Here is a 24254-nt window from a genome sequence, read left to right as displayed (position 1 = left end):
GTTCCGTTCGTTTTTAGAAGTAAGAAATCAAATATTTCTAAAGATATTTCATAAATTTACACAGCTGTATCCAATTGAGGTCAGTATAAAATTCTTCCCAGGTGAAAATTCACAACAAAAAAAAGTACCTAAGTTTTCTAAAATTTAAAAGAGATTTCCAAAAATACGGACTGGAAAAAGCGCGCAGCTACGAACTTATTCTGCATTGGCTGAACAATAGGCTGAGCCGTAATCAGTTTCTTGTACTTTCTGGAATTCTAGTGGGTTGTACTGCAGGACTTGCAGGAGTTATATTGAAAACATTGGTTCATAACATCCATTATTTTATTACCAATAAAGTTCATTTTGAATATCAGATACTATTCTACATTGTTTTTCCATTTTTAGGAATTGTCCTGACGACAATGATTGTTTTGACCATATTTAAAGGACAGGACAGAAAAGGAATTGGGGCCATTCTCTATGAAATTGCACAGAACTCAAGCATTGTAGCTTCTGTAAAAATGTATTCTCAGGTGATTCAAAGTGCGGTTACCGTTGGGCTTGGAGGTTCTGCTGGTCTGGAAAGTCCGATTGCAGTTACGGGAGCTGCGATAGGATCCAATTATGCACAGACGTACAGACTCAATTATAAGGAACGTACGCTATTGCTTGCTGCAGGTGCTACTGCCGGAATAGCTTCGGCCTTCAATGCTCCTATTGCCGGAATTATGTTTGCCTTTGAGATTCTGTTGACCGGAGTGGTTTTTACAGATTTTATACCTTTGGTAGTTGCCGCCGTATGTGGAAGTCTTTTATCCAGAATTTTACTTCAGGAGGATGTTCTTTTCAGATTTTATACAAGAGAAGCATTCAACTATAGGAATGTTCCTTATTACCTTATTTTAGGGCTTGTGACAGGATTATATGCACGCTATTTTGTAATTGTTTCTCAAAAAGTGGAACATTTCATAAAAAAGCTTCAGTTGTCCAGAATGCGTAAAGCAATGTTTGGAGGCGCTGTACTTTCGCTGCTTTGTGTTCTTTTTCCACCTCTGTTTGGAGAGGGATATGAAACGGTAAAGGCTTTTACAAATGGAAATACCCACTCCATTATTGAAAACAGTTTTTTCAGATACTTTGAAATCGGAGATTGGACGATTATTGTATTTTTAGTATTGGTATTGCTGTTAAAAGCTTTTGCTACTTCTTTCACCATATTCAGTGGCGGAAATGGCGGAAACTTTGCTCCTTCTCTTTTTGCAGGCGGAACGCTGGGATATTTATTTGCTCTGATTTGCCAGCATATCGGTTTTACAGATGTTCCCGTAACGAATCTTGTTCTTGTAGGAATGGCCGGTGCCATGAGTGGTGTTTTGTATGCTCCTTTAACGGCTATATTCCTGATTGCAGAATCAAGCTTTGGATATGATTTGTTTATTCCGTTGATGATTGCTTCAGTAATATCTTATCTGATTGCTAAATGGTTCTCCCCGATTTCTCCAGAATTGAAATCTCTTGCAGACGAGGGGAAAATATTCACAAATAAGCATGACAAGAACCTTTTATTTGCGTTGAGAACAGAGGACTTTATTGATCGATATTCACAGACAATCAATGAGAATGCTTCTATTACAGAACTGTTTGAGTTGGTAAAAAATGGAGACAAAAATATTTTTGCCATAGTAGATGATCATAGAAAACTAAAGGGTGTTTTAACGCTGGATGATATAAGACCTTATCTCTTCAATAAGGAAATTGATTCTTTACAAACCATTATTCAGGTGATGAAAGCTCCGCCAGCTATACTCCATCCAGAAAATAAACCTCTGGAAATTCTTCAAACATTTGATGATACAGGAGTCTGGAATCTTCCGGTAGTAAGTGATAATAATGATTTCATTGGCTTTATCTCTAAATCTTCTATTTTAATGAGTTATAGACAGCTTTTGAAAGAATATTCAGAATAATGAGTTAAAAGAATACTTATAAAAAAATCCGTTCAGTCTTGAACGGATTTTTTTTATCTAACAATGATAATTGTAAACTACTGGCTTACTTTATTAAGCAAATCAATATCTCCTTGGTCTAAGGTAAGCTTTGGAGCGTTGAAGAGCGTTTCAAGCTGCGATGCACTCGTAGCGCTTACAATTGGGGCTGTAATCAAAGGATTTGATAACAACCAGGCCAAAGCAACAGTTCCCTGATTGCTATGGTATTTTTCACTTATCTGATCCAATGCATTTAAAACTTCCAGACCTTTTGGATTTAAGTATTTTCTTACGCCCTCTCCTCGTGCACTTTTTGCAAGATCTTCCTCATTACGGTATTTTCCGGTTAAAAATCCTGCAGCCAGAGACCAATATGGGAAGACACTCAGATCAAACTGCTCTACTAATGAAGCATAGTTTTTTTCAAAGCCTTCTCTTTCCAATAGGTTGTAATGAGGCTGCAATGCAACATATTTCGGCAGGTTGTTCTTTTCAGAAGCTTCAAATGAGGCTTTTAAACGTTCCGGAGAAAGGTTGGATGCTGCAATATAACGAACCTTTCCGGCTTTGATGACTTCGTCATATGCAGAAAGGGTTTCTTCTACCGGAGTAACATTATCATCAAAATGGGTATAATAAAGATCAATATGATCAGTCTGTAGTCTTTGCAGGGACTCATCCACAGACTTTAGGATATGTTTTTTACTGATATCGAAACCATGTTCCTTTGTTTCGGAACCAACCTTGGTTGCCAAAACAATATCCTTACGGTTATTACGGCTTTTCATCCATTTTCCGATAATTTCCTCAGATTGTCCGCCTTTTCCGTTGACCCACCACGAGTAAGTATCTGCAGTATCTATAAAATTGAATCCGGCTTCTGTAAACTGGTCCAGTATATCAAAAGATTGTTTTTCGTCTAGGGTCCATCCAAAAACATTACCTCCAAAATTAATTGGGGCAATTTCCAAATCGGTATTTTTGATTTTTCTTTTTTCCATAAAAATAATTTTACTAACTGACCTCTAAGGTAAGGAATATTAAGCCGGATGTAGATTTAAAATAACCATACGATTTATAGTTATTATAAATGGAAAAGCCCGTGTTTACTCATTTATTTTATAACAAGAATGTTTTTTTAACTTTTACTATAAACAAAAAACAGCCTTTAGATAAAGACTGTTTTTATGATTTTCTGAATATAAAATTATAAAATAAACGTAATTGATACTTTAAATTATACTCCTACTTTTTGACCTGAGGAATTTCAATAGCTGTAAGTATGAGTTTATACCCTTGAAGCTGATCATCGATGGTTTGCAATTTCTGGCTGAAGAATGATGATGTTTTAAAAAGATTGTGATAATATTCTATCCCTTCAAGCATATTTTTTTTGAAAGTATTCCATTTTTTGGATTGAGAATGGGTTATCTGTATGGAGGTATCTGTAATTTCTTTTTTCAGATAATCAACATACATTTTCAGCTCATTAATGAACATATTGGGACGCTGAATATCTGAAAGAATATTGGTGTTGCCATAAATATGCTTTACCATTTCCGAAAGAGAAACCTCTTTATCAAAAAACGCGATATTCGGTCCCGGACAAATAACCACACCCTGTTTTTCGCCTTTGATTTCGAGCCCCTGCTCCATGTAGGCAGCATTGACAAGTCCTACACACAGACAAGCCTTGTCTGTGATTTCAGATTTCCTTTTATCAAATTCTTCAGCAGATAAGAATTCCTTTTGTGTATAAAGTTCTTCCAATTTGATATCCTGATATTTTTTGGAAGCAGTACATGTCCCTTCCTGCGAAAACTCTTTAGATAATGCTAAGAGCTTCTTTGGGCATGAACTTCCGTGTTTCCCTTTTGCTTCTTTCTGATGTTTTAATATTTCGTTAGAAGTTCCTTTTACGGTATTGAATGGTACGCCAAGCGGTGAAATCTGACTCAGGTAAAAGTCCTGTTCTTTAGATTGTAAAAGTAAATTTCTGGTTTCTGTGTCTACAGAAGTTGCTTCAGGAACCAGTAAAAAGGGCGACCCCCATCCTACACTGTCTACATCATAGGTAGCCAGCAAAAAATCGTGTTCCTCAGAGGTTCCCACACCGCCCTGTACAGTAATTTTCATCTCTAAAGGTTTAGAGACAAGATGCTTGCCTTTTTGTTCCAAAGCATTGGTCATTAATGTGTGGGCTGATTGTATCAGTTCATTTTTTTTCTGCTTGAATTCTTCCATGATAGGTCCCAAAAGCATACCTTCTGTAGCGAAAGCATGACCACCACAGTTTAATCCCGACTCTATTCTGTATTCTGAAACCCATAGTCCTTTTTTTGCCAGAAAATTCCCCTGGATCATTGCAGAACGGAAATCACTCACCTTAAGAATGATTTTCTTTTTCAACATCCCATTTTCATTGGGGAAAAAATCATCGAATTCTTCCATATAACTGTATAAACGAGGATTCATCCCGGCAGAAAGAACCATGGAGGAAGATAATTTACTATTGGCAAATCCGCGGAGTGAGGCATGAGCATCATTGTACATCACCGGAAGCTGCTCGTTTTTCTTATAGTTGTCCTTATCAACTTTTGTCATGATATTGACATCAATACTTCCCGGTATTAAATTGGCCTCTATGAAATTTTTAATGCTGTCCCCCCAATTATCTTTTTGGCTGATAAGATTTTGGAGGCTGTTTTTCAGATCTGAAGTATTGGGAAGCATGGTCATAAAGTCTTTCAATGCTTCTTTATTTTTACTGATTTCCTGTTTGAAAGATTCGAATTTTTCATTCACGATATCATCTACCATGTCCAGATAAGCAGTAACCCTTTTGGCTCTGTAATCCTCTGTTTTTGTTGATATACCCAGATAATCCAGATTAAACTTCTTGGTATAGAAGTTTTTCATTTTTTCCAGGATTTCATCATCAATAATGGAAATCACAGAAGAAATTCCATATTGTGCAACGCGGATCGGGCTGTCTATGGTATAAGCCAATCCCATTACGGGAATATGAAAATTGTGTAACGGTTTAGTTGTCATTATGTTTCAATAAAAGTTTTTTACTTAATGCAACTAAAAATTCCTAAAAACTATTCACTGCTAAAAATATCATTTTTTAATAAATTATGCATTAAATAATACTTGTAATTTTGAAAATATGCTAAAAGTCACTTTATTCTGCAAAAATGAAAAAGAATGAAAATAGTTTCAAGAGGTTCTGCTGGAAAACGTTTTTTCTCTGTAATCATAGAACCAAGAAAATACTTATTTAATAAAAAAGGTTTTATTTACCTGTTACAGTAAACAAAACCTTTGCTTTAAAATATTTGTCAGGAAAACTACTCTGCTTTGTTCTTAAGCATCATCAGTAAGCTGTAAGCTCCTTTCTGTATAATTTTCTTATCCTTTAAAAAATCTGCCTTTACAATTTCTGTAAACTGATCGTCTGAAATTCCGGTAACTACAGGAATCATTTTATATTTTGCCTTTCCAAGATCTTCAAAGACATAATTTTTATTTTCAAAGGAAACCACGGCTTCATTGGGAAGTCCTTGGATGTATCGGCTGCTGATATTAACTTCCGCATTGATGTACATCCCTTTTACAAATTCGGAATTAATGGAAGATAATTTAGCGACAGCCTTTGCAGAACCTCCATTTTCAATACTTGGAACTACGCTTACAATTTTAGCATTGGATTTCAGATCAGGTTTCTGATTATTGTAGACTAAAATTTCCTGTCCAACTTTTATATCATTCACATCATTCTCAAAAATCTTTAATTCCAGAAGTAATCCGGTTGGATTAATCAATTCAAATAAGGTATCTGCAGGATTGATATATTGCCCGTTATTCACCAAAATCTTACTTACAAAACCATTGAACGGGGCGTAAATATTGATTTTACTCCTAATGTTTCCAGTGTTTAATCCTTTGGCATTTATTCCTATCATTCGGAGTTTTTCTTCAAGGCCCTTTAGTGTGGCATTCAATGTAGAATAGTCTGCCTGAGCGGTTTGCATGGTTTTATCACTGCTTGCTTTGCTTGTGTTAAGGTCCTTTTGACGGTTGAAATTCAATCTTGCTGCTTCTAGCTGTGCCTTGGTTACCAGATAATCCTGCTGAAGTTGTATGAATTGTGGGTCTTCTACCACGGCCAATACCTGTCCTTTGCTGAAGTGGCTTCCATTGATCACATTGATGGATTTGATATGCCCTCCCATAATGCTTGAAACCGAGCTGATGTGGGAAGGTGCAATCTCTGCTTTCCCGTTCAAACGTACCAGTTTTTCCATGTTTCTGTTTTGGATGGAAGTGGTAGTTAAGGCTACAGACTGAATTTGCTTTTCTGTAAGATGTACCGTGTTTTCAGCCCCTTTAGCAAATTTTGTGTTTTCGTAAACCGTTTTTTCTTCTTCTTTTTTTCCTGAGCATGAAGATAAGATAAGTGCTAAGGAAAGACTGTATATTGATATTTTTCGGAATTGCATGATGCTGTTTATTTTGAAATTAAGAAATTAAGTTCCGCTCCAATCTGATTAAGCTTTTCAAGGCTGTCAATGTAATCGGCCTTGGTTTTTACGGCTTGATTCACCAGTATTACCCAGTTCAGATAATCAATTTCTCCTACATCCATTTGTTTCTGGGCTGTTTTCAGGATGGTTTCAGATTTTGGAAGCTGTTTTTGTTCGTAGTTTTCAATAATTTTCTGTTGATTCAGATAGTTGCTGATCTGTTGTCTCAATCTGTTTTTAAGCTCAATTTCCTTTCTGTGGTATTCGTTTTCAGAGATGGCAATTTTTGCCTGTGCCGCTTTTGCCATAGCTCTCTGTCCTTTTGTAAATAATGGAATTCCTATTCCGACCTGAACGGAATTAAAGCGGTTATTGTTAATATTTTTCATGCTTTGGTTGGTATATCCTACCATAAGTTCAGGAAGCAGTCTGCTTTTCTCAAGTTGTACTTCCGCCTCTCCTATTTTGATTTGCTGTTGCAAATATTGAAGTTGAGGATGTTGCTTAATCATTTCTTCAGAAAGTTGAAGTCCTACATTCATAACAGCCTTATCTGCAATGGGTTGATAAGGACTTTCAGATTGAAGAAGCAACTGAAGCTGTAAGATGGCTATATTCAGATCATTTTCAAGAGAATTTAGCTGTACCTGCATTTGTTCTTTTTGGATTTCTGCAGTTGACTCCTCCAAAATATTGGCTTCACCTTTTTTTAATCTTAAACTGGCTTTATTGGCAAAATTACTGTACAATTGGCTGATATATTCCAATACTTTTTTCTTTTCCTTCAGTACCAGAATTCTATAAAAAACATCTGTAACCTCTTTGGTAAGCTGTGTTTTTGTAAGGTTTTGATTAATAACACTTGCTGTCCATTCCGCATTTAGCATCTGCTTTCTTTTCGAATAAACTGTCGGAAAACTAAACTTCTGGGAGATTCCGAATGAATTGTCGGTTTCTTCTCCCTGAATCTGTCCAAATGCCCCGGTAACTTCCAGTTGAGGAAGATTAAGGTAGCTGGCCTTTAATTTTTCCTGATAATCTGAGATTAATTTTGAGCTTTTAAAGGTTCCGTTTTGCTGAATTGCTTTTTCCAGAGCTTGTTCAAAAGTAATATTTTCCTGAGCCTGAATACTTCCGAAAGAAACTAATAGCAAGAAAACAGATCGTTTTTTATAGTTTATTTTTTTAGAGAATTTCATTTTATCTTTATTAATATGTTCAAATAAGACGTACAGAATAGGAAGTACAAATAAGGTTAAAAGGGTTGCCAGCATTAGCCCGCCAATCACTACCGTGGCCAAAGGCCTTTGTACCTCGGCTCCTGCTCCGTTACTTATGGCCATAGGAAGAAAACCTAAAGACGCCACAAAAGCCGTCATTAAGACCGGACGAAGCCTGATTCTTGTTCCCATAAGCACAATTCGGCTCGTATTGGTTATTCCGTTACTTTTCAATCGGTTAAATTCTGATATCAAAACAATTCCATTCAATACGGCAACTCCAAATAAGGCAATGAACCCGACTCCTGCACTGATGCTGAAAGGCATTCCTCTTAGAGCAAGAAAATACACTCCTCCAATTGCGGACAACGGAATGGCTGTATAGATCAATAAGCTGTGCTTTACAGAACCAAACGCAAAGAACAACAACAGGAAAATCATTACCAGAGAAATAGGAACGGCAATTCCCAGTCTTGCCTTGGCTTCATTTAAATTCTCAAAGGTTCCGCCGTAGGAAACGGTATATCCGGGTGAAAACTTAATGCTTTTATTCACTTTTTGCTGAAGCTCTTCCACAATAGTCTGTACATCTCTTCCTTTGGCGTTGAAACCCACAATGATTCTTCTTTTGGTATCTTCCCTCTGAATCTGGTTCGGGCTATTCTTAAGCGCTACCTTAGCCAGCTGAGATAATGGAACCTGTTCACCCGAAGCCGTAGGAACCAATAAGTTCTGAATGCTTGTTATATCTTTTTTATATTCATTATCCATGCGGATAACAATGTCAAATTTTTTCTCGCCTTCATATAAAGCTCCTGCGGTTTGCCCTGCAAAAGCCATATTGATGACCCTGTTGATTTCTGCTACAGAAATGTTGTATCGGGATAATTCTGAACGGTTATAATCAATGACTACCTGTGGAGCACCAACAACGGGTTCAATGTAAAGGTCCTGAGCACCTTTTACAGAATTAATAACGCTTCCCAATTTTTTGGCGTAGGTCGTAAGACTATCAAGATCTTCACCATAGATTTTACAGACTATATCCTGTCTGGCTCCGGTCATCAATTCATTGAAACGCATCTGTACAGGAAACTGGAAGCTCGTTGTTAATCCCGGAATAACACTTAAGGCTTTACTCATCTTTTCGGAAAGTTCCGGAAACGACGAGGCAGAAGTCCATTCCTTTTTAGGCTTTAAAACGATAATCATATCTCCCGCATCCATGGGCATGGGTTCTGTAGGAATTTCGGCACTTCCAATCTTTACAACGATTTTCTGTACTTCAGGAAACTGTTGTAAAAGAATACTGGAGGCTTGAGTGGTTACTTTTTTGGTCTCATTAATGTTACTTCCCTGAAGAATTCTCATTTCCACCGCAAAATCACCTTCTTCCAGTGATGGTATGAACTCTCCTCCCATTCTGGAAAGGGTAAAAACGGCTCCTGCAAAAAGGATCAATACGGCAAGGATGATTGTTTTTTGGTATTTAAGAGCTTTCATCAGGAACTTTTGGTGTGCTATTTCTACCTTGGTCATTACCTTGTCCGAAATATTGTCTTTTTCCTTTTTCTTTCGGCTCAATACCAGAGAGCTCATCATTGGAATATAGGTAAGAGAAAGAATAAATGCACCAATTAAGGCAAAAGCTACCGTTTGAGCCATCGGTTTGAACATTTTTCCCTCAATTCCCTGAAGGGTAAAGATGGGAAGATATACAAGCAGGATAATGATCTGACCGAAAACAGCACTGTTTACCATTTTAGTAGCAGAGTTTGAAACCTGTTCATTCATATCATTTTTGCTCAGCATATTATCTTTTCCAAAGTGTTTTTTGTGAGCAAGCTGATGCAGGACGGCTTCAACAATAATCACTGCGCCATCCACAATAAGACCAAAATCCAGTGCCCCGAGACTCATCAGGTTACCACCAACCCCAAAGATGTTCATCATGATAATGGCAAACAGCATGGCTAAAGGAATAACAGAGGCTACCAATAGCCCAGCTCTGAAGTTTCCTAAAAATAAAACCAAAATAAAAACGACAATCAATGCACCTTCCATTAGGTTTGTTTTTACAGTACTGATGGTGTTGTTTACCATTTTAGCACGGTCAAGGAATGGTTCAATAACAACGCCCTCAGGCAGGGATTCCTGAATTTTTTCCAGTCTTTGCTTGATATTGGTGATGACTTTGTTGGCATTTTCTCCTTTAAGCATTAAAACAATAGCTCCCGATACTTCTCCGGTATCATTATAGGTCATAGCACCGTATCTTGTTGCATATCCTATCTTTACGGATGCTACATCTTTAATATGAACAGGAATACCATCTTTCGTTTCTGCCACCTGAATGCTTCCTATATCTTCTGTACTTCCCAAAAGGCCCTCGCTTCTGATAAAAAGAACCGTTTCTTTCTTCTCAATATAAGCACCTCCGGTATTCTGGTTGTTTTTTTCCAGAGCAGCAAATACATCATTGATATTAATATTGAATGCCTGAAGCTTATTTGGATTGATCGCTATTTCATACTGTTTCAGCTTTCCTCCAAAACTGCTGACATCAGCAACCCCCTTGGTTCCTAGTAGCTGACGTCTGACCACCCAATCCTGAATGGTTCTGAGTTCTGTTTCGTCATACACATTTTCATAACCCTTTTTTGCTCTTACCACATATTGGAAGATCTCTCCCAGTCCTGTGGAAATAGGTCCTAGTTCCGGCTTCCCAATTCCTGCGGGAATATTGTCCTGTACAAGCTGCAGGCGCTCCTGAACCTGCTGACGAGCCCAATACACGTCGGTATTATCATCAAAAACAACAGTTACCAACGAAAGTCCAAATCTGGAAAGACTTCTAAGTTCTGTAATACCACTGATATTACTGGTTGACTGCTCAATGGGAAATGTGACAAGACGTTCTATATCTGCGGCTCCGTAAGAGGGTGCTGTAGTGATAATCTGGACCTGATTATTGGTGATGTCAGGCTGTGCGTCAATAGGGAGTTTAGTGGTTTCATAGATTCCGAAGAGGACAAGCCCTATGGTGAACAGAGCAATGATGAGCTTATTCTTTACAGAAAACTCAATGATTTTGTTTAACATGAAAAAATATATTATTTGCTAGCCTATAGTACTTTGGATGCTGCTTACATTCTTAATCATAAAAAACACAGAAGATTTAGAACACTTAAGTATTTAAGTGATAAGCTTTGTGTGTATAAAGTTCCCTTCAGTTCTTATTGGAGGAACATTAGATTGCATTATTTTAAACTTATTATAGTGTTATAAAGTGCTTAAAATAAAAGCTTGCGATTAAAAATACAATCGAAATAATAAAAGGCTACAGATTTATTGATACGTAATAAGAATTGACTGCTTTGAGTAAAGAACTTAAAGCATTAATTTTCAATCTAAAATCAATTATGAAAGCCGTGGAGGCTGAAAAATTCTGGAAAGGTAAAGGTTTGAAAAATCCTTTTCCTGATAGATGCTATTTTTCTGAGGAATTTTGATTTCCTTAGGTTTTTTGATTTCAAAGGTAAGTTCCGGAAGCTGGGCATGCACAGTTAATACAATAGGTGGATTAATAAACGGCAGCTTTTGGTCTAAATCCCAGTCAGAGTCCTTTTTGTGGTTGTCATAATGTTCCATGACAAATTCTGACAGATTTCCGTGGTATTCCATAAAGTGCTCCACAAACATAGGCACCTTTAATACTTCCCCCGCATTGGTGGTAGCCAGCACATATATCATCGAGCATAATATGGAGAACCATTTTAACATTATGGCAAATATAAGGCTTAAATTTTTTTTAAAAAGACTCTGATGTTAATTTTATTTTAATTTCTCCTGTTTGTTCGGGATGTATCAGTCATTTGCTGATTAAGAATTTTTAAAAAGAGCTCCATGGAAGGACTGATCCATTTGTTAGAATGATGGGCAGTAATCATGGTGATGGTACGCTGAAATCCTTTGATATTAATTTCTGCAATTTCTCTTTTTCTCATTTCTTCTTCAACAACAAAATGAGGTAAACATGCGATTCCCAGATTATTCATGACGCTTTTCTTAATAGCTTCAATACTCCAGAGTTCAATATTTTGTCCGGTTTTTATATTTTTTTTCTTAAGATATTCTTCAAAATACTGTTGATAAACCCCATTCGGGTCATTATTAATCACCGAACACGTTTTTATCTGGTCTTTTTTATCAAAATTCTTTTCCCGATCCAGGAATTCCGGGGAGACCATAACTCCCACTGTGAAAGATGAAAGCTCTGTTACTTTAATCTGATCATCATATCCATGTACCTGATAGTGAATCCCAAGATCAATGTCATTACGAATAATCTCTTTCTGAACTTCGTAGCAGTTTCTCACCTTTAATTTGAGCTTTACATCAGGAGCTGTTTCAATAAATTCCTTGAGCACAGGCTGCAGGATATAAGTTAGCAAACTGTCAGAAACTGAAATATTGAGACTTCCCTCTATTTTTCTGTCTTTTGAATTTAGCTGTTTGATCTGCTCTATTTCTTCCTCTATTTTTTTAATGTGGGGAATTAGCTTTAAAGACTGTTCTGTTGGAAGCATTCTTCTTCCTATTTTCTCAAATAAAGGAAATTTTATTTCATTTTCAAGTTGTTGAATCTGATAGCTGATAGCCGATAAAGAATAATTGAGCTCTTGGGCGGCATCCTGAAAATTACCTTTTTCCACAATCGTTTTGAAGCTTCTGAGCTGATGAATATCCATACTTTAATATTTTCGAAGTAAAAGTATAAATATTTCCGATTGTTTGAAGTGTTTTCTCTCTTTAATTTTGTCAAAAAAAATATGTGGTTTTCATTCTTTATTTACAGTGTACTGACGGCACTTCTTCCAGGTCCCAATAATATTCTTGCTCTTAACAGCAGTATGAAATTAGGATATCAAAAGAGTAAAACATTGCTTTTGGGAATTTATTCGGGGTTTACATTGGTCATGGTATTGACGGCTTTTTTCACAGAATTTCTTTTGAATTCCTATGGTTTCTTTCTCAATTACCTGAAATATGTTGGAGCGGGTTATCTTATCTACCTTGCATGGTCTGTAATGTTCTCAAAGCCCTCAGAGATTGGCTTCAAGCAGGATGATCCCTTTTCCAGTTCTACCGAAAATTTCTGGAAAGGGTTTCTATTGCAGCTCGTAAATATTAAAATTATTATTTATGGGATAACAGCATTTAGCAGTTTTATCTTTCCTCAATTCAAACAGTTATGGATCATTCTTGTTTTTGCCTTTGTACTCTCTTTCGTCGGAAATTCTGCTACGTGGATTTGGGCAGTAGCCGGAGAGAAACTTCATAAATTTTTGAAACGGCACTACAAAGTGGTTAATATCATTATGGGGATCCTGTTGCTCTATTGTGCGGTAAGTTTGTTCTTATAAATAATAGATTAAAGCCTTGATTTCAGCCTGCTCAGAGTTTCCTGCGAAATATTGAGATAGGAAGCTACCATTTTATTAGAAAGCCTTCTTACAACAACAGGGTTTTCCTCCAATAACTGGCGGTATTTTTCAAGGGCATCCTGTACAAGGAAAGACATCAGCCTTTTTGTATTATTTACATAAGCTGTTTCCAGATATATCCTGTAAAATTTTTCCCACTGAGGAATAATATCCAGGAGATGATAAAAATTTTTATGGGTAATATAATATACTTCTGAATCCTCCACGGCCTCAATAAACTCTTCGGAGGGTTCAGAAGTAATAAAACTGGTGAGTGCTGTTGCAAACTGATTTTCAAATGCAAAATATCGGGTAGAATCCTGCCCTTCTTCATTAATGAAAAATATACGGAGACAGCCATTCACAACGAAAAATGTGCGCTGGCTGTTTTGTCCGTTAGAAAGAAGCATTTCATTCTTTTTAAACTGAATAAGTTTGAAATAAGAAAGAATGGTTTCCAGATCTTTATCTGTTACGGATATTCTTTTTTTAATATATGAAGCTAAGAGTTCCTGCATGTAAGCAAAAATAATGATAAAAGGCTTTGCTTACTATTTTTATTCTGTATTGCTATCTGTTTTCTGCATGCCCAGCTTTCCAGTATGAACAGGCATACAACCCGTTCGGATCCCAGTTTAAAATTGCTTTAAAATAACTGCGAAGGTCCCGAACCGTAGTATATTCAGCGGCAATATAAACATACCTTTTCAATAGACCCGATGGGATTTCTGCCTGCTGGGCAAGTTCTGCTAATCTACTTCCTCTTTCAGGCTGAGGATTATGAAGCCATTCAACAGAGATATCGGCTGCTGAACAGATCATCACTTCATCTTCTTTTCCATGTACTTCCAATAATACCTTTGCTGTTACATAGGATGGAAGCTGCTCGACGATTGAACAGATCACGGGTAATGCTGTCGCATCTCCCACAAAAAGATAAAAATCTGCATCCGGAACCAAAGGTCTTTTGCCTTCTTTCATTCCTACTTCCAGAGTATCTCCATTATTAACCCGTAGCGCCCACGCTGATGCCGGACCATTCTCTCCGTGAGAGACAAAGTCTATTATTAATTCACGATTTTCAAGGTCTACTTTACGATTGGTATAGGTTCTTACAATGGGTTCACTGCTCTTTTCTGTAACAGTTGGGATGAAGATTTTATTATTGGATCCGGATTGTACGTTTGCTAATAATTCTGCCTGGTTATCATCAATATTCAATACAATACGGATGAGATGAGGAGTAATAAATGTTTTATCTTTAACAGTAAATACAGAACGTATTTTCTTCGTGGTCATTGGATTTGTTATCATAATTTTCAGTGTTTATTTTTGTTAAATAATAAAATAACGATGGAAAGAATACAGCTGATTCCTCCGAATAAGTATACGGCCTGATAGTCTAGCCAGCCTGCTATCAATCCGGCCAAAGGTCCTGCCAATCCTAATGAGAGATCTACAAAGGCTACATATGCCCCCAAGGCTGTCCCTCGCATCTGCGGCTTTACTTTTTGAATGGCCAGTACCCCTAAGGCAGGAAAAACCAGTGAGAATCCTATACCTGTTAATCCACACCCAATGATGGCTATTGTTTTAGATACAGATGTCCAGATCAGCATTTGCCCGATTACTTCGATCATTAAAGAAATGAAGGCAATTTTGAAGCCTCCATATTTGTCAGGAAAAGAAGCGAAAAAGATTCTGGTAAGAACATAGCATATCCCGAAGGTTATGAATGCAAGTGAAGCATCACCCCAGTTTTTTTCAATAAAGAACAAGGCAATAAAAGAAGCGATGCATCCAAAAGCCATTGAGGAGAATGCAAGACTTAATCCCTGACCAGCTATAGCTCTGATAACCTTGTAGAAAGGAGTTCTGATGTGATCTTTATCCACAGGAATTGAAGGAAGCTTTGCTGTAGAGAACCAACTTACAATGGGAAGTAATGCAATAAGGATAAACGCAGGTAATATGCTGTATTCTTTGCTCAGCCAGATGCTCATTGGGGCACCAATTGTAATTCCTGCATACATCGCAATCCCATTCCATGTCATTACTTTTCCTGAGTTTGAATGTCCAACAAGGCCTATTCCCCAGGTTAATGCTCCCGTAACCAGAAAACTCTCTCCTATGCCATGAATTATTCTTGCCAACAGTAGCAAAGCAAGGGCCCAATACCTGTCAACCTGAAATGATATTGCCAAAATATAAATGACTCCGGCAACAACCGCCAATATAACTCCGGACATCTTACTGTTTTTGGCCCCTTTTGTATCGGTTATTTTTCCAGAATAAGCGCGGGTAATAAGGGTAGACAATGATTGAAGACCAATAACCAGCCCTACAATAATACTATCAAATCCTAAATTGCTTTGGACAAACTTCGGAAGTACTCCTAATGCAATTCCTATGGTAAGATATACTCCAAATACTGAAATAATAATGGGAATGATTGCCTTATAGAAATTAATGGTTTGTCTTTTTTCTAATGTTGTACTCATAAATTTGTTTAAAATATTCTGGTGCAAATGTCTTTTTCTACCCAACATCAAACTTTGATATAGATCAAAAAAGAAAACAGTACGATAGTTATTCAGAATATTGATCTATGTTTTCTATTTCGTGATGAATAGTTGTTGTCCAGAAATCAAGTTCCATCTCTTTTTTACGAATGGTTTCAAGGGAAAAATCTCCCATATGGTAGGCTTTTATCAAAGATTGTCTTTGGTATTCAGCTAATTTCAGTTCTACGTCAAAATAGGACTTTTTCCATTCTGTATGATGTGACAATGATTTTTCTGTATTATTATTTGACAATTGAAACTGCTCTCTTTCAAGTTTTTTAATCATACTTTCTAAGGCATTTACAGTAATGTTATTATTTGGAGTGAAATCATGTAAAAAAGAAACAGATTCTTTTAAAAGAAGTTTGTTCAGATCTTTTTCTTCCTGCTTGTCTGATGTAGACGGTTTTATCAGGCTGATTAATCTTGGTAATGTTAACCCCTGAATTAGCAACGTGAAAATAATAACCACAAAAGATATAAATAGGATGGTATCTCTTTGCTCAATAATAGTTCCATGGTCATCCCTGATTGGTAATGCCAGTGCTGCAGCCAGAGAAACAACACCACGCATTCCGGACCAGGACAGGATGATATATTCTTTTTTGGATTGGGTGAGAAAGCCGCTTGTTTTTCCAGTTTCATTATTTGAAAAAACAGGAAATAAGGAAAGTACAGCCAGTCTTATTACAACGAGAATAATGAAAATTAAAAGGCCATAAAGAATAAGAACAGGAATTTCAGTTGCAGGAATATTGGAGATAATGGCCGGAAGCTGCATTCCAAGGATCAAAAAAATGAGACCATTTAGCACAAAGATCATAACATCCCAAAAATGACTCATCTGCATTCTGCTTTCGGTTTTGAACAACGAAATTGAATTCCATGAAAGAAACATTCCTAAAATGACCACTGCCAGTACCCCGGAATATCCTAAATGTTCTGCAAGACTGTAGGCTGCAAAAGGAAGGAGAATGACAGCAAAGGTTTCTACGCTGCTGTTACCATTAAAGAATCTGTGTAATTTTAAGAAGACAAAACCCATGATAAGCCCGATAACTAGTCCGCCAACACTATTACTGATAAACTGTATTCCTGCACTCCAAAAGGAAAATACGCCACTGGTAATGGCTATAACTGCACATTTATAAGCAATCAGGGCAGAGGCATCATTCAGCAGACTTTCTCCTTCAAGTATGGTTGTTAATTTTTGAGGAAGCGGAAGTGTTTTTGTAATGCTGGTAGCTGCCACAGCATCGGGTGGTGAAATAATGGCACCTACAACAAAGGCAAGCGGCCAGGTGAACCCTGGTATTATTGTGTGAACAATCAGAGCAATAATAGTGGTTGTAAGAAAGACCAAGCCTATTGCCAACACGGATATTTTAGGAAGCTCCTTTTTGAAATCGGGAATGGATGTATTCCAGGCTGCATCAAACAGGATTGGAGGCAGTACTACATAGAAGATCATTTCCGGGCTCATATCAATAGAGGGGACAAGCTGGGTTAGACTTAAAATAAGCCCTGCAATCACAAGTAAGATAGGAAGAGCCAGTTTGATCTTGTCCTTAACGGAAATAATAATGATTAAAATAATGGATATCCAGATGATTTTTTCAAGTTCTACCATAGCTTAATAATAAGCCGCGAAATTAAAAAGCTGATATCTTAAGAACTTTGATCTAGGTCAAAAAGCAATTATTATTTTTAATCGAAATCTAAAAAGGATTCTGCAAGCTGTTTCCACTGAATCTTTGCCACTCCTATCATTCCGCCAGCTGCTATAATCATGTTCCTGATGATATCTATAAATGTGGCATTGAAGTTAGGAGATTCATTTCTTCCATATATTGCGGCTTTTAAGTAGTCTGTTCCTTTGCATATTATAAAAGTGGAACTGGCTTTGGAACTATAAAAATGAGCTGTGTGGCTGTTTTTTTTATCAACAGGATTTTGCGAGGGTCTGCAGGTCATCAGAATGCTTTCAGAAACAGAATCCTGATAGAAACAAATATCTGTGACTTCTACCCAATCGAAACCTTTGGCCTCAGTTTCTCCCGGTCCGGGAATATTTATTCTGATGAAATCTCCTTTTTGGGGTTCACGATCTACCGGTATTCCGATAGAGTCATAAAGCTTAAATGCAGCAAAGGCTTCCCCGCAATAGTCTTTCCATTTATTAATAGAAAAAAATCTCTTTTTTAATATCTCAAACTTCAATGAGATCACAGCCTGATCAAATCGTTTTGTACTTTCGGTATCATGGAATCCGCCAGACTTATGCAATGGGACTCCCCTAATTTGTTTTGGCTTCATACAATCTGTTTTTTATGAGTGGAATAACGAAAGAAAATTTAATAATTATTTCTCTCCAAACTTTATGCCTTCATTTTTAAACCAGCAGTGGATATAAGATAAAGTTTAGTTAAATTTTAAAATATTAATAAAAACTACAATATGTTGAAGAATAGCTATTTTTAATTAAAATAAATAATTTTTAAAAAAAATACACATATGATGCGCTGCATAATATAAATTTTGCTTATATTTGTGAATCGAAATAATTTTTTTTCATCATTTGTGTTTTTTTAAGGTCTCCATTCGTGGGGACCTTTTTGCTTTTATGAATAAAGTAATTATTAATTTGATATTAATAATTGAAATATGTTGAATGTGAAATATCTTTGATTTTAAATAATGAAAATGCTTCTCTATAAAGGGATATATGAATTTTTATTATTTAATAAATCCCTTTTGCTGAATTTATATTAATGTTTTTTATAAAATCTGTAGGCCTGAACTGCATAACCGACAGAAAGCTTCTGGTATATGACTGTATACTCTTGTACCCTACTTCATAGGCGATCTCTGAAATGGTAAGAGTTCCTGAACTGAGCAGCTCCAGACTTTTAATGATGCGAAGCATTTGTTGGTATTTACTCAATGTCAGCCCGGTTTCTTTTTTGAAAATACGTTCCAGAGTACGAGAAGACAGCAAAGCCATTTCTCCTAAATTTTCTATTGCAACCTCTCTATTGTAATGATTATGAAGATGTTCAATGATTTTGGTGAGACGCTTGTCCTTTGGGAGGCAAATGTGTAGCTTAAGAGAATGCTCTACAAAATGAGGAAGTTCATTGAATAGAGCCTTTAAAAATATTGTTTCATCCTGATCTTTTTTAAGGAGCTGAGACCATCTTTCCGCATATTTTATCATTTCCCTTAGAACAGGAGGAACAGAAAATACATTCACCTCATCATAAAAGGGATTTTTAGTATCTGTGTCTGCAAACATGATCATCAGCTTGATCTTTTCAGAATGGGAATTGGTTTTATGAATGACATTTGATGGAATCCAAACCGCATGATTTTGGGGAAGAAGATAGATTTTTTCTTCAATGGTAATATACTGAAAACCACTTTCAACATAAACCAATTGGCCTTTTTTGTGCTGATGAAGAACATCATCGTGGATCCAGTTTTCCTCAAACCATACAAAATAAGGTTTGTTCAGTTCATCTACTTTTATGCTGTCGTTGGCATTCATGTCGTTTTAGGTTAAAACTTTGGCAAAATTAAACAAAATTACTGTACTAATTTTGCATAAAAGTTATTATCATGATGAAGAGCGAAGTAAGAAAAAATGCTTCTTATGTTTTAATGATCCTGAATGTATTGGTGGTTATCCTGATCTCCAGTAATCTTCGGTCACCTATTGTTGCTGTTTCTCCAGTTCTTGGAGACGTAAGAGAGGCTTTGAAGCTGGATAATTTTCAGGTTAGCCTGCTTACCTCTATTCCACTTTTTATGTTTGCCGTTTGTTCTGTTCTGGTTAGCAGATTTTCGAATAAACTTGGAATCAGTAAACTCTTGATGTATTCACTGATTATTTTAAGTTTTGGATTGTTCCTAAGGATTTCGGGATCTCTTTTCCTTTTATTCATTGGATCTGTGTTTATCGGATTGGGAATATGTATTGGAAATGTGGTAACTCCGGGATATGTTAAGAATAATTTTCCAAAGCAGATTGGCTTGATGACTGGGATATTTGCAGTTGCTATGAATCTTACGGCAGCACTGGCTTCGGGATTTAGTGTTAGGATTGGAGAATGGACCGGATTTGGATGGCGTGGTTCCCTGGGAATCTGGCTGGTCATTGCAGCCTTGGGATTTTTTGTACTAATGCTGGAAATGATATTTAATAAAAAGAATTCGGGACAGCCAAGGCCTGCAATGGGAACTTCTGATTTTAATATGTTTAAGTCTGCACAAGCATGGAATATCAGTATCTTTATGGGTCTACAGTCATTGTTCTATTATTGTATGGTAGCCTGGCTGCCTTCATTTCTTGCAGATTATAATATGCCGGGTGAAAGCGCAGGATGGGTTTTGTTTGTTATTCAGATTACCATGATTCCAATAACGTTCTGCTGTCCTATCATTGCAAGTAAAATGAAGGATCAAAGAATTTTGATTCTGTTTATATGTGTATTGATGTTCACCAGTACCCTGATGTTTGTTTTCCTGAAATCACAGTGGATCTATGTAAATGCAGTGATTATAGGGATTTCCAATGGCTTGTCTTTCAGCTTGTCAATCTTGTTCTTTTCTACAAGAACGAAAAGCAGTATCAATGCCATTAAGATTTCGGGAATGGCTCAGTCTGTAGGCTATCTGATTGCAGCATTTGGTCCTCCAATCTTTGGAAAGCTTCATGACTGGGATGTGTCCTGGAATATTTCATTCTATTTTTTAAGTATTGCAGTACTCATTATGCTTTATTTTGGAATGAGAGCTGCCAGAAATAAGTATGTGGAGGATTAATGAAACAATAAACCTTATAGATATCAAAGTCTGTAAGGTTTATTTATTTTAATGAAAAGATAATTCAGCTTCTTCTCCATCTTTCAGGATGAAACATTGGGATTCATATCCTTTTTCTATAACTTTTCCTTTAATAAACGCTCTGTTTTCTTTACAGTGGCTTACAGCTTCCAGATGGGTAACCCAGACTCTTGCTTTAGGAGCATGCTCACAAACTTGCAGGATATCTTCACAGGTCATGATAATAGGATTCCCTACTGAAAAAGTGGCTGCTCCACCTGCTACCACAATATGTTGTGGCTCATGTTTATCAATTTCTTTTGCTATGTCATCATACCAAATACTGTCTCCTGCAATATAAACAGATTGATGCTCTTTTTTAAAGACAAATCCGTTGACTGTTCCCATCTTTTCTCCGATTTCTCCGGTTCCGTGCTGTCCTTTGGTGATTGAAATATTAATGTCTTTCCATAGGATTTGATCTTTTATTGAAATAACATTCTTGAAACCCTGTTGAATAATCTGATCTGAAATGCTTTCAGGACAAAGAATGGGTGTGGTTTTATCAAGAAGTTGTACAGCTTGTATGTCCCAATGATCCGGATGTAAATGGGTAATGGCTACCGCATCTATCTTCTCTAGTTTTTCAATCAGTTCTTCTCTGCTGAAAGGCAAATCCACCAAAGGGTTCAGTAATTCATTATCTGTCATAGGAAGTTTTCCTAACGATCCTTTTTCTCCAAGCATTGGGTCAATTAAGATAGAGGTTCCGTCAATATTCAATAGCAATGTTGCATTGCGCCATAATTGTAATTTCATTTGTTTAAGTTTGTAATACAAATCTATTGGTGAGCTGCATGAAAACAATCGAAGGTTACCAAAAGGTTACCAATATAACTTTAAAGTAAGCTATGAATTTTGAGGAGTTTAAAAATTGTGGTCTCAGACGGAGTTTGGATATTCTTTCCGGTAAATGGAAACCATTGATTCTACACAACCTTTTTGAAGAAGATACGGTGCGCTTTGTGGAGCTTTGGCGGAATATGCCCAGGGTCTCCAAAAAGGTGCTTGCAGAACAGCTTAAACAATTGGAGGTTGATCATATTGTGGAACGAATTGAGGTCTATAATTTTCCTCCGGAGGTTTATTATAAACTGACTGAGAAAGGAAAAAAGCTCGGCCCTATCCTTTCTGAACTTCATTCATGGGGAAACGAGCTGAGCTTATAATGTGCTTTTTAGGTTCTTTTATTGTAATTATGATAGGCCTTTTTAGTCTCTGAACTGATCTAATACTTCTATAATATTCTCATATACAAAATCTAATTCTTCGGAAGTAATACAGTAAGGTGGCACCAGATAGATAACATTTCCTAAAGGCCTCATAATGATTCCTCTCTGTAAAAACTCATTGTAAAGCCTTTTCCCGATTTCATTGAAATAGGATGTTCCATACTCTGTTTTAAAATCAAAGGCTAAAATGGTTCCAACCTGGCGGGCATGTTCTACCTGCGGATGTGTGGCCAGTGATTTTGCAAATTCAGAATGCTGATGAGTGATCCGTTTGATATTCATTTGGGTATCTTCTTTAAGTAATATTTCCATGCTTGCCAAGGCAGCAGTACATGCTAAAGGGTTTGCTGTAAAGGAATGCCCATGAAACAAGGTTTTATGCTTATCATCAGACCAAAAGGCATTATAGACTTCATCAGAACATGTTGTGATTCCCATTGGCATGGTTCCTCCTGTTAGTCCTTTTGAAAAACACATGATATCCGGCTGTTCGGTAAGATAATTGGCGGCAAACAGCTTTCCGGTTCTTCCAAAGCCTGTGAAAACCTCATCCTGAACCATAAGAATGCCTAGTTCTCTACAGGATTTCATCAAACTGCTTAGGTCTTCCGCATTATACATTAGCATTCCTGCGGCTCCCTGAACCAGCGGTTCATAAATAAAGCAAGCAACCTCATCTTTCAAACTTCTGATCTGTGATTGTAGATCTTTCAGGTTTTCAGCATTGGGAGTATCGATGAAAACAACTTCAAACAACATGCTTTCAAACGGTTTTGTCCAAAAGCTTTTTCCGCTTACCGACATGGCCCCAAAGGTATCGCCATGATAGGCGTTTTTAAAAGCCAGAATCTTGGTCTTTTTCTTCCCTTGGTTATGGGCGTACTGAATGCACATCTTTAATGCAACCTCAACAGCGGTGGATCCGTTATCAGAATAGAAAACCTTCTTCTGGTTGACCGGTAAAAGCTTTAATAGGTTTTCCGAAAGCTGTATGGCGGGTTCATGGGTAAAGCCTGCAAAAATAACCTGTTCAAGAGTGGTAAGCTGTTCAAATATACGTTGTGCAATATAAGGATGAGAATGCCCATGCAACGTTACCCACCATGATGAAACCACGTCCATGTATTTCTTGCCTTCATTGTCAAAAAGATAGATGCCTTCTCCTTTTACAATGGGGATGATCGTATCTGCAGTCTTCATCTGTGTGTAGGGATGCCAGTTGACGGCTTTGTCTCTCTGTGTAAGACCTACCTGTTGTGTTATTGTATTCATGTATTGATGTAAAATGTATTAATGATTCAAAAAATCAGACACAAGAGCCAGGATGAATACAAGAATACTCATGATTAAAATCCAAAAACTCATAACTCATCATTTATAATTTTTTAACAGCAGGTTTCTTTTTTAAGCATAGGTCGAAGTCCAAGCTTTTCCAGCATCTGCATATCTTCAGATACTCCGGGGTTAGGCGTTACCAATAGGGTTTCTCTTTCCCCCGTGAAAATAGAATTTGCACCTGCCATGAAGCACCATGCTTGTTCTGTTTCCGTCATTTCTATACGGCCTGCACTTAGTCTTACCATTGATGCTGGCATTACAATTCTGGCTGTAGCAATCATTCTTACCATTTCCCAAGTGTCTACCTTTTCATTATTTTCCAATGGAGTTCCTTCTACCCTTGCTAATGCATTAATGGGAACTGATTCCGGATGCTTTGGCATTGTAGCTAAGGTGAGCAACATTGATATTCTGTCTCTATGGGTCTCTCCTAATCCTATAATTCCTCCGGAACATACGGTAATTCCTGCCTTTCTGACATTATTGATGGTATTGATTCTGTTATCAAATGTTCTGGTAGAGATAATCTCTTCATAATATTGTTCAGAAGTATCAAGGTTGTGATTGTAAGCGTATAGTCCTGCTTCCTGAAGCCTGATTGCCTGCTCTTCAGTAAGCATCCCCAGCGTACAGCATACTTCCAATCCTAATTCATTTACTCCCTTTACCATATCTATCACTCTGTCGAAGTCACGGTTGTTACGGACTTCGCGCCATGCAGCAGCCATGCAGAATCTTGAAGAACCGTTGTCTTTTGCTTTTTGAGCGTGAGCGATAACGGTTTCCGTAGGTAATAAGGCTTGCACTTTGATATTGGTGTGGTAACGTGCCGCCTGTCCACAATATGAGCAGTCTTCAGGACAACCACCTGTTTTAATTGACAGCAAAGTAGATATCTGCACTTCGGATGGATCATGCCTTTCACGGTGTATCGTTGCTGCCTTATAGATTAGCTCCATTAAGGGAAGGTTGTAAATGTTCTCAATTTCTTCCTTGGTCCAGTTATTTCTAATCTCTGTTTTTCTATCCAT

Annotated in this window: 19 protein-coding genes; 4 read left to right on the top strand and 15 right to left on the bottom strand. The window is 37.0% G+C overall.

Annotated elements, in window-relative coordinates; genetic code table 11:
* Positions 1–101: 101 nt before the first annotated feature.
* A complete protein-coding gene (locus SCA31_RS00830) occupies positions 102–1949 on the top strand; it encodes a chloride channel protein (protein ID WP_410694890.1) in 1848 nt (615 codons plus the stop codon).
* A gap of 77 nt (positions 1950–2026) precedes the next feature.
* On the opposite strand, the gene SCA31_RS00825 is transcribed toward SCA31_RS00830, so the two are convergent.
* From SCA31_RS00825 to SCA31_RS00800, 6 genes are all read right to left on the bottom strand, one after another.
* Positions 2027–2971 carry an aldo/keto reductase gene (locus SCA31_RS00825; RefSeq protein ID WP_410694888.1) on the bottom strand — a complete coding sequence of 315 codons (945 nt, stop codon included), beginning with the start codon at positions 2969–2971 and terminating at the stop codon, positions 2027–2029.
* Positions 2972–3215: 244 nt separating this feature from the next.
* The gene (locus SCA31_RS00820) at positions 3216–5024 is read right to left on the bottom strand and encodes a hypothetical protein (RefSeq protein ID WP_410694886.1); all 1809 of its coding nucleotides are present in this window, start codon (positions 5022–5024) and stop codon (positions 3216–3218) included.
* A gap of 299 nt (positions 5025–5323) precedes the next feature.
* Positions 5324–6475, bottom strand: coding sequence for an efflux RND transporter periplasmic adaptor subunit (locus SCA31_RS00815; RefSeq protein WP_410694884.1), 1152 nt, complete (start codon positions 6473–6475; stop codon positions 5324–5326).
* A gap of 8 nt (positions 6476–6483) precedes the next feature.
* A complete protein-coding gene (locus tag SCA31_RS00810; RefSeq protein ID WP_410694882.1) occupies positions 6484–10821 on the bottom strand; it encodes a CusA/CzcA family heavy metal efflux RND transporter in 4338 nt (1445 codons plus the stop codon).
* A 318-nt stretch (positions 10822–11139) separates the two neighbouring features.
* A complete protein-coding gene (locus tag SCA31_RS00805) occupies positions 11140–11472 on the bottom strand; it encodes a hypothetical protein (RefSeq protein ID WP_410694880.1) in 333 nt (110 codons plus the stop codon).
* 86 nt (positions 11473–11558) lie between these two features.
* Positions 11559–12470 (bottom strand): LysR family transcriptional regulator, encoded by a 912-nt coding sequence (locus SCA31_RS00800; RefSeq protein WP_410694878.1) that lies wholly within the window; start codon positions 12468–12470, stop codon positions 11559–11561.
* Between the two features lie 81 nt (positions 12471–12551).
* Here SCA31_RS00800 and SCA31_RS00795 point away from each other — a divergent pair, with 81 nt between their 5' ends.
* Positions 12552–13145, top strand: coding sequence for a LysE family transporter (locus tag SCA31_RS00795; protein WP_410694876.1), 594 nt, complete (start codon positions 12552–12554; stop codon positions 13143–13145).
* Between the two features lie 8 nt (positions 13146–13153).
* Here SCA31_RS00795 and SCA31_RS00790 read toward each other — a convergent pair whose 3' ends face one another.
* The 6 genes from SCA31_RS00790 to SCA31_RS00765 form a co-directional block, all read right to left on the bottom strand.
* Positions 13154–13723, bottom strand: a complete 570-nt coding sequence (locus SCA31_RS00790) for a Crp/Fnr family transcriptional regulator (RefSeq protein ID WP_410694874.1) — start codon at positions 13721–13723, stop codon at positions 13154–13156.
* A 52-nt stretch (positions 13724–13775) separates the two neighbouring features.
* A complete protein-coding gene (locus tag SCA31_RS00785) occupies positions 13776–14519 on the bottom strand; it encodes a siderophore-interacting protein (protein ID WP_410694872.1) in 744 nt (247 codons plus the stop codon).
* Positions 14520–14524: 5 nt separating this feature from the next.
* Positions 14525–15706: an MFS transporter gene (locus tag SCA31_RS00780; protein WP_410694870.1), complete on the bottom strand. Its 1182-nt coding sequence runs from the start codon at positions 15704–15706 to the stop codon at positions 14525–14527.
* An 88-nt stretch (positions 15707–15794) separates the two neighbouring features.
* Entirely contained in the window at positions 15795–17399 is a 1605-nt protein-coding gene (locus tag SCA31_RS00775; RefSeq protein WP_410694868.1) for a Na+/H+ antiporter, read from the bottom strand.
* Positions 17400–17476: 77 nt separating this feature from the next.
* Positions 17477–18085: a hypothetical protein gene (locus SCA31_RS00770; RefSeq protein WP_410694866.1), complete on the bottom strand. Its 609-nt coding sequence runs from the start codon at positions 18083–18085 to the stop codon at positions 17477–17479.
* Positions 18086–18509: 424 nt separating this feature from the next.
* On the bottom strand, positions 18510–19316 hold the full coding sequence (locus SCA31_RS00765; protein ID WP_410694864.1) for a helix-turn-helix domain-containing protein: 807 nt from the start codon (positions 19314–19316) through the stop codon (positions 18510–18512).
* Positions 19317–19387: 71 nt separating this feature from the next.
* Between SCA31_RS00765 and SCA31_RS00760 the strand changes: the two genes are divergently transcribed.
* On the top strand, positions 19388–20593 hold the full coding sequence (locus tag SCA31_RS00760; RefSeq protein ID WP_410694862.1) for a CynX/NimT family MFS transporter: 1206 nt from the start codon (positions 19388–19390) through the stop codon (positions 20591–20593).
* A gap of 48 nt (positions 20594–20641) precedes the next feature.
* Here the strand turns inward: SCA31_RS00760 and SCA31_RS00755 are convergent, their stop codons facing one another.
* Positions 20642–21412: an MBL fold metallo-hydrolase gene (locus tag SCA31_RS00755; protein ID WP_410694860.1), complete on the bottom strand. Its 771-nt coding sequence runs from the start codon at positions 21410–21412 to the stop codon at positions 20642–20644.
* 92 nt (positions 21413–21504) lie between these two features.
* Here SCA31_RS00755 and SCA31_RS00750 point away from each other — a divergent pair, with 92 nt between their 5' ends.
* On the top strand, positions 21505–21822 hold the full coding sequence (locus SCA31_RS00750; RefSeq protein WP_410694858.1) for a winged helix-turn-helix transcriptional regulator: 318 nt from the start codon (positions 21505–21507) through the stop codon (positions 21820–21822).
* Between the two features lie 42 nt (positions 21823–21864).
* Here the strand turns inward: SCA31_RS00750 and bioA are convergent, their stop codons facing one another.
* Positions 21865–23157 carry an adenosylmethionine--8-amino-7-oxononanoate transaminase gene (bioA, locus tag SCA31_RS00745; protein WP_410694856.1) on the bottom strand — a complete coding sequence of 431 codons (1293 nt, stop codon included), beginning with the start codon at positions 23155–23157 and terminating at the stop codon, positions 21865–21867.
* A gap of 113 nt (positions 23158–23270) precedes the next feature.
* Positions 23271–24254: a biotin synthase BioB gene (gene bioB / locus SCA31_RS00740; RefSeq protein ID WP_410694854.1), complete on the bottom strand. Its 984-nt coding sequence runs from the start codon at positions 24252–24254 to the stop codon at positions 23271–23273.

It is taken from the genome of Chryseobacterium sp. SIMBA_028, from assembly GCF_046535285.1.
Classification (GTDB): Bacteria; Bacteroidota; Bacteroidia; order Flavobacteriales; family Weeksellaceae; genus Chryseobacterium.
This window is presented reverse-complemented; position numbering and strand designations above follow the sequence as displayed.

Bases quoted from the DNA above. Each gene is read 5' to 3' on its own strand.
- SCA31_RS00815 (WP_410694884.1), bottom strand. From the start codon at position 6,475: ATGCAATTCCGAAAAATATCAATATACAGTCTTTCCTTAGCACTTATC.
- SCA31_RS00790 (WP_410694874.1), bottom strand. From the start codon at position 13,723: ATGCAGGAACTCTTAGCTTCATATATTAAAAAAAGAATATCCGTAACA.
- SCA31_RS00805 (WP_410694880.1), bottom strand. From the start codon at position 11,472: ATGATATATGTGCTGGCTACCACCAATGCGGGGGAAGTATTAAAGGTG.
- SCA31_RS00765 (WP_410694864.1), bottom strand. From the start codon at position 19,316: ATGAATGCCAACGACAGCATAAAAGTAGATGAACTGAACAAACCTTAT.
- SCA31_RS00800 (WP_410694878.1), bottom strand. From the start codon at position 12,470: ATGGATATTCATCAGCTCAGAAGCTTCAAAACGATTGTGGAAAAAGGT.
- SCA31_RS00770 (WP_410694866.1), bottom strand. From the start codon at position 18,085: ATGAAGCCAAAACAAATTAGGGGAGTCCCATTGCATAAGTCTGGCGGA.
- SCA31_RS00795 (WP_410694876.1), top strand. From the start codon at position 12,552: ATGTGGTTTTCATTCTTTATTTACAGTGTACTGACGGCACTTCTTCCA.
- SCA31_RS00810 (WP_410694882.1), bottom strand. From the start codon at position 10,821: ATGTTAAACAAAATCATTGAGTTTTCTGTAAAGAATAAGCTCATCATT.
- SCA31_RS00775 (WP_410694868.1), bottom strand. From the start codon at position 17,399: ATGGTAGAACTTGAAAAAATCATCTGGATATCCATTATTTTAATCATT.
- bioA (WP_410694856.1), bottom strand. From the start codon at position 23,157: ATGAATACAATAACACAACAGGTAGGTCTTACACAGAGAGACAAAGCC.
- bioB (WP_410694854.1), bottom strand. From the start codon at position 24,254: ATGGATAGAAAAACAGAGATTAGAAATAACTGGACCAAGGAAGAAATT.
- SCA31_RS00820 (WP_410694886.1), bottom strand. From the start codon at position 5,024: ATGACAACTAAACCGTTACACAATTTTCATATTCCCGTAATGGGATTG.
- SCA31_RS00825 (WP_410694888.1), bottom strand. From the start codon at position 2,971: ATGGAAAAAAGAAAAATCAAAAATACCGATTTGGAAATTGCCCCAATT.
- SCA31_RS00750 (WP_410694858.1), top strand. From the start codon at position 21,505: ATGAATTTTGAGGAGTTTAAAAATTGTGGTCTCAGACGGAGTTTGGAT.
- SCA31_RS00780 (WP_410694870.1), bottom strand. From the start codon at position 15,706: ATGAGTACAACATTAGAAAAAAGACAAACCATTAATTTCTATAAGGCA.
- SCA31_RS00785 (WP_410694872.1), bottom strand. From the start codon at position 14,519: ATGATAACAAATCCAATGACCACGAAGAAAATACGTTCTGTATTTACT.
- SCA31_RS00760 (WP_410694862.1), top strand. From the start codon at position 19,388: ATGATGAAGAGCGAAGTAAGAAAAAATGCTTCTTATGTTTTAATGATC.
- SCA31_RS00755 (WP_410694860.1), bottom strand. From the start codon at position 21,412: ATGAAATTACAATTATGGCGCAATGCAACATTGCTATTGAATATTGAC.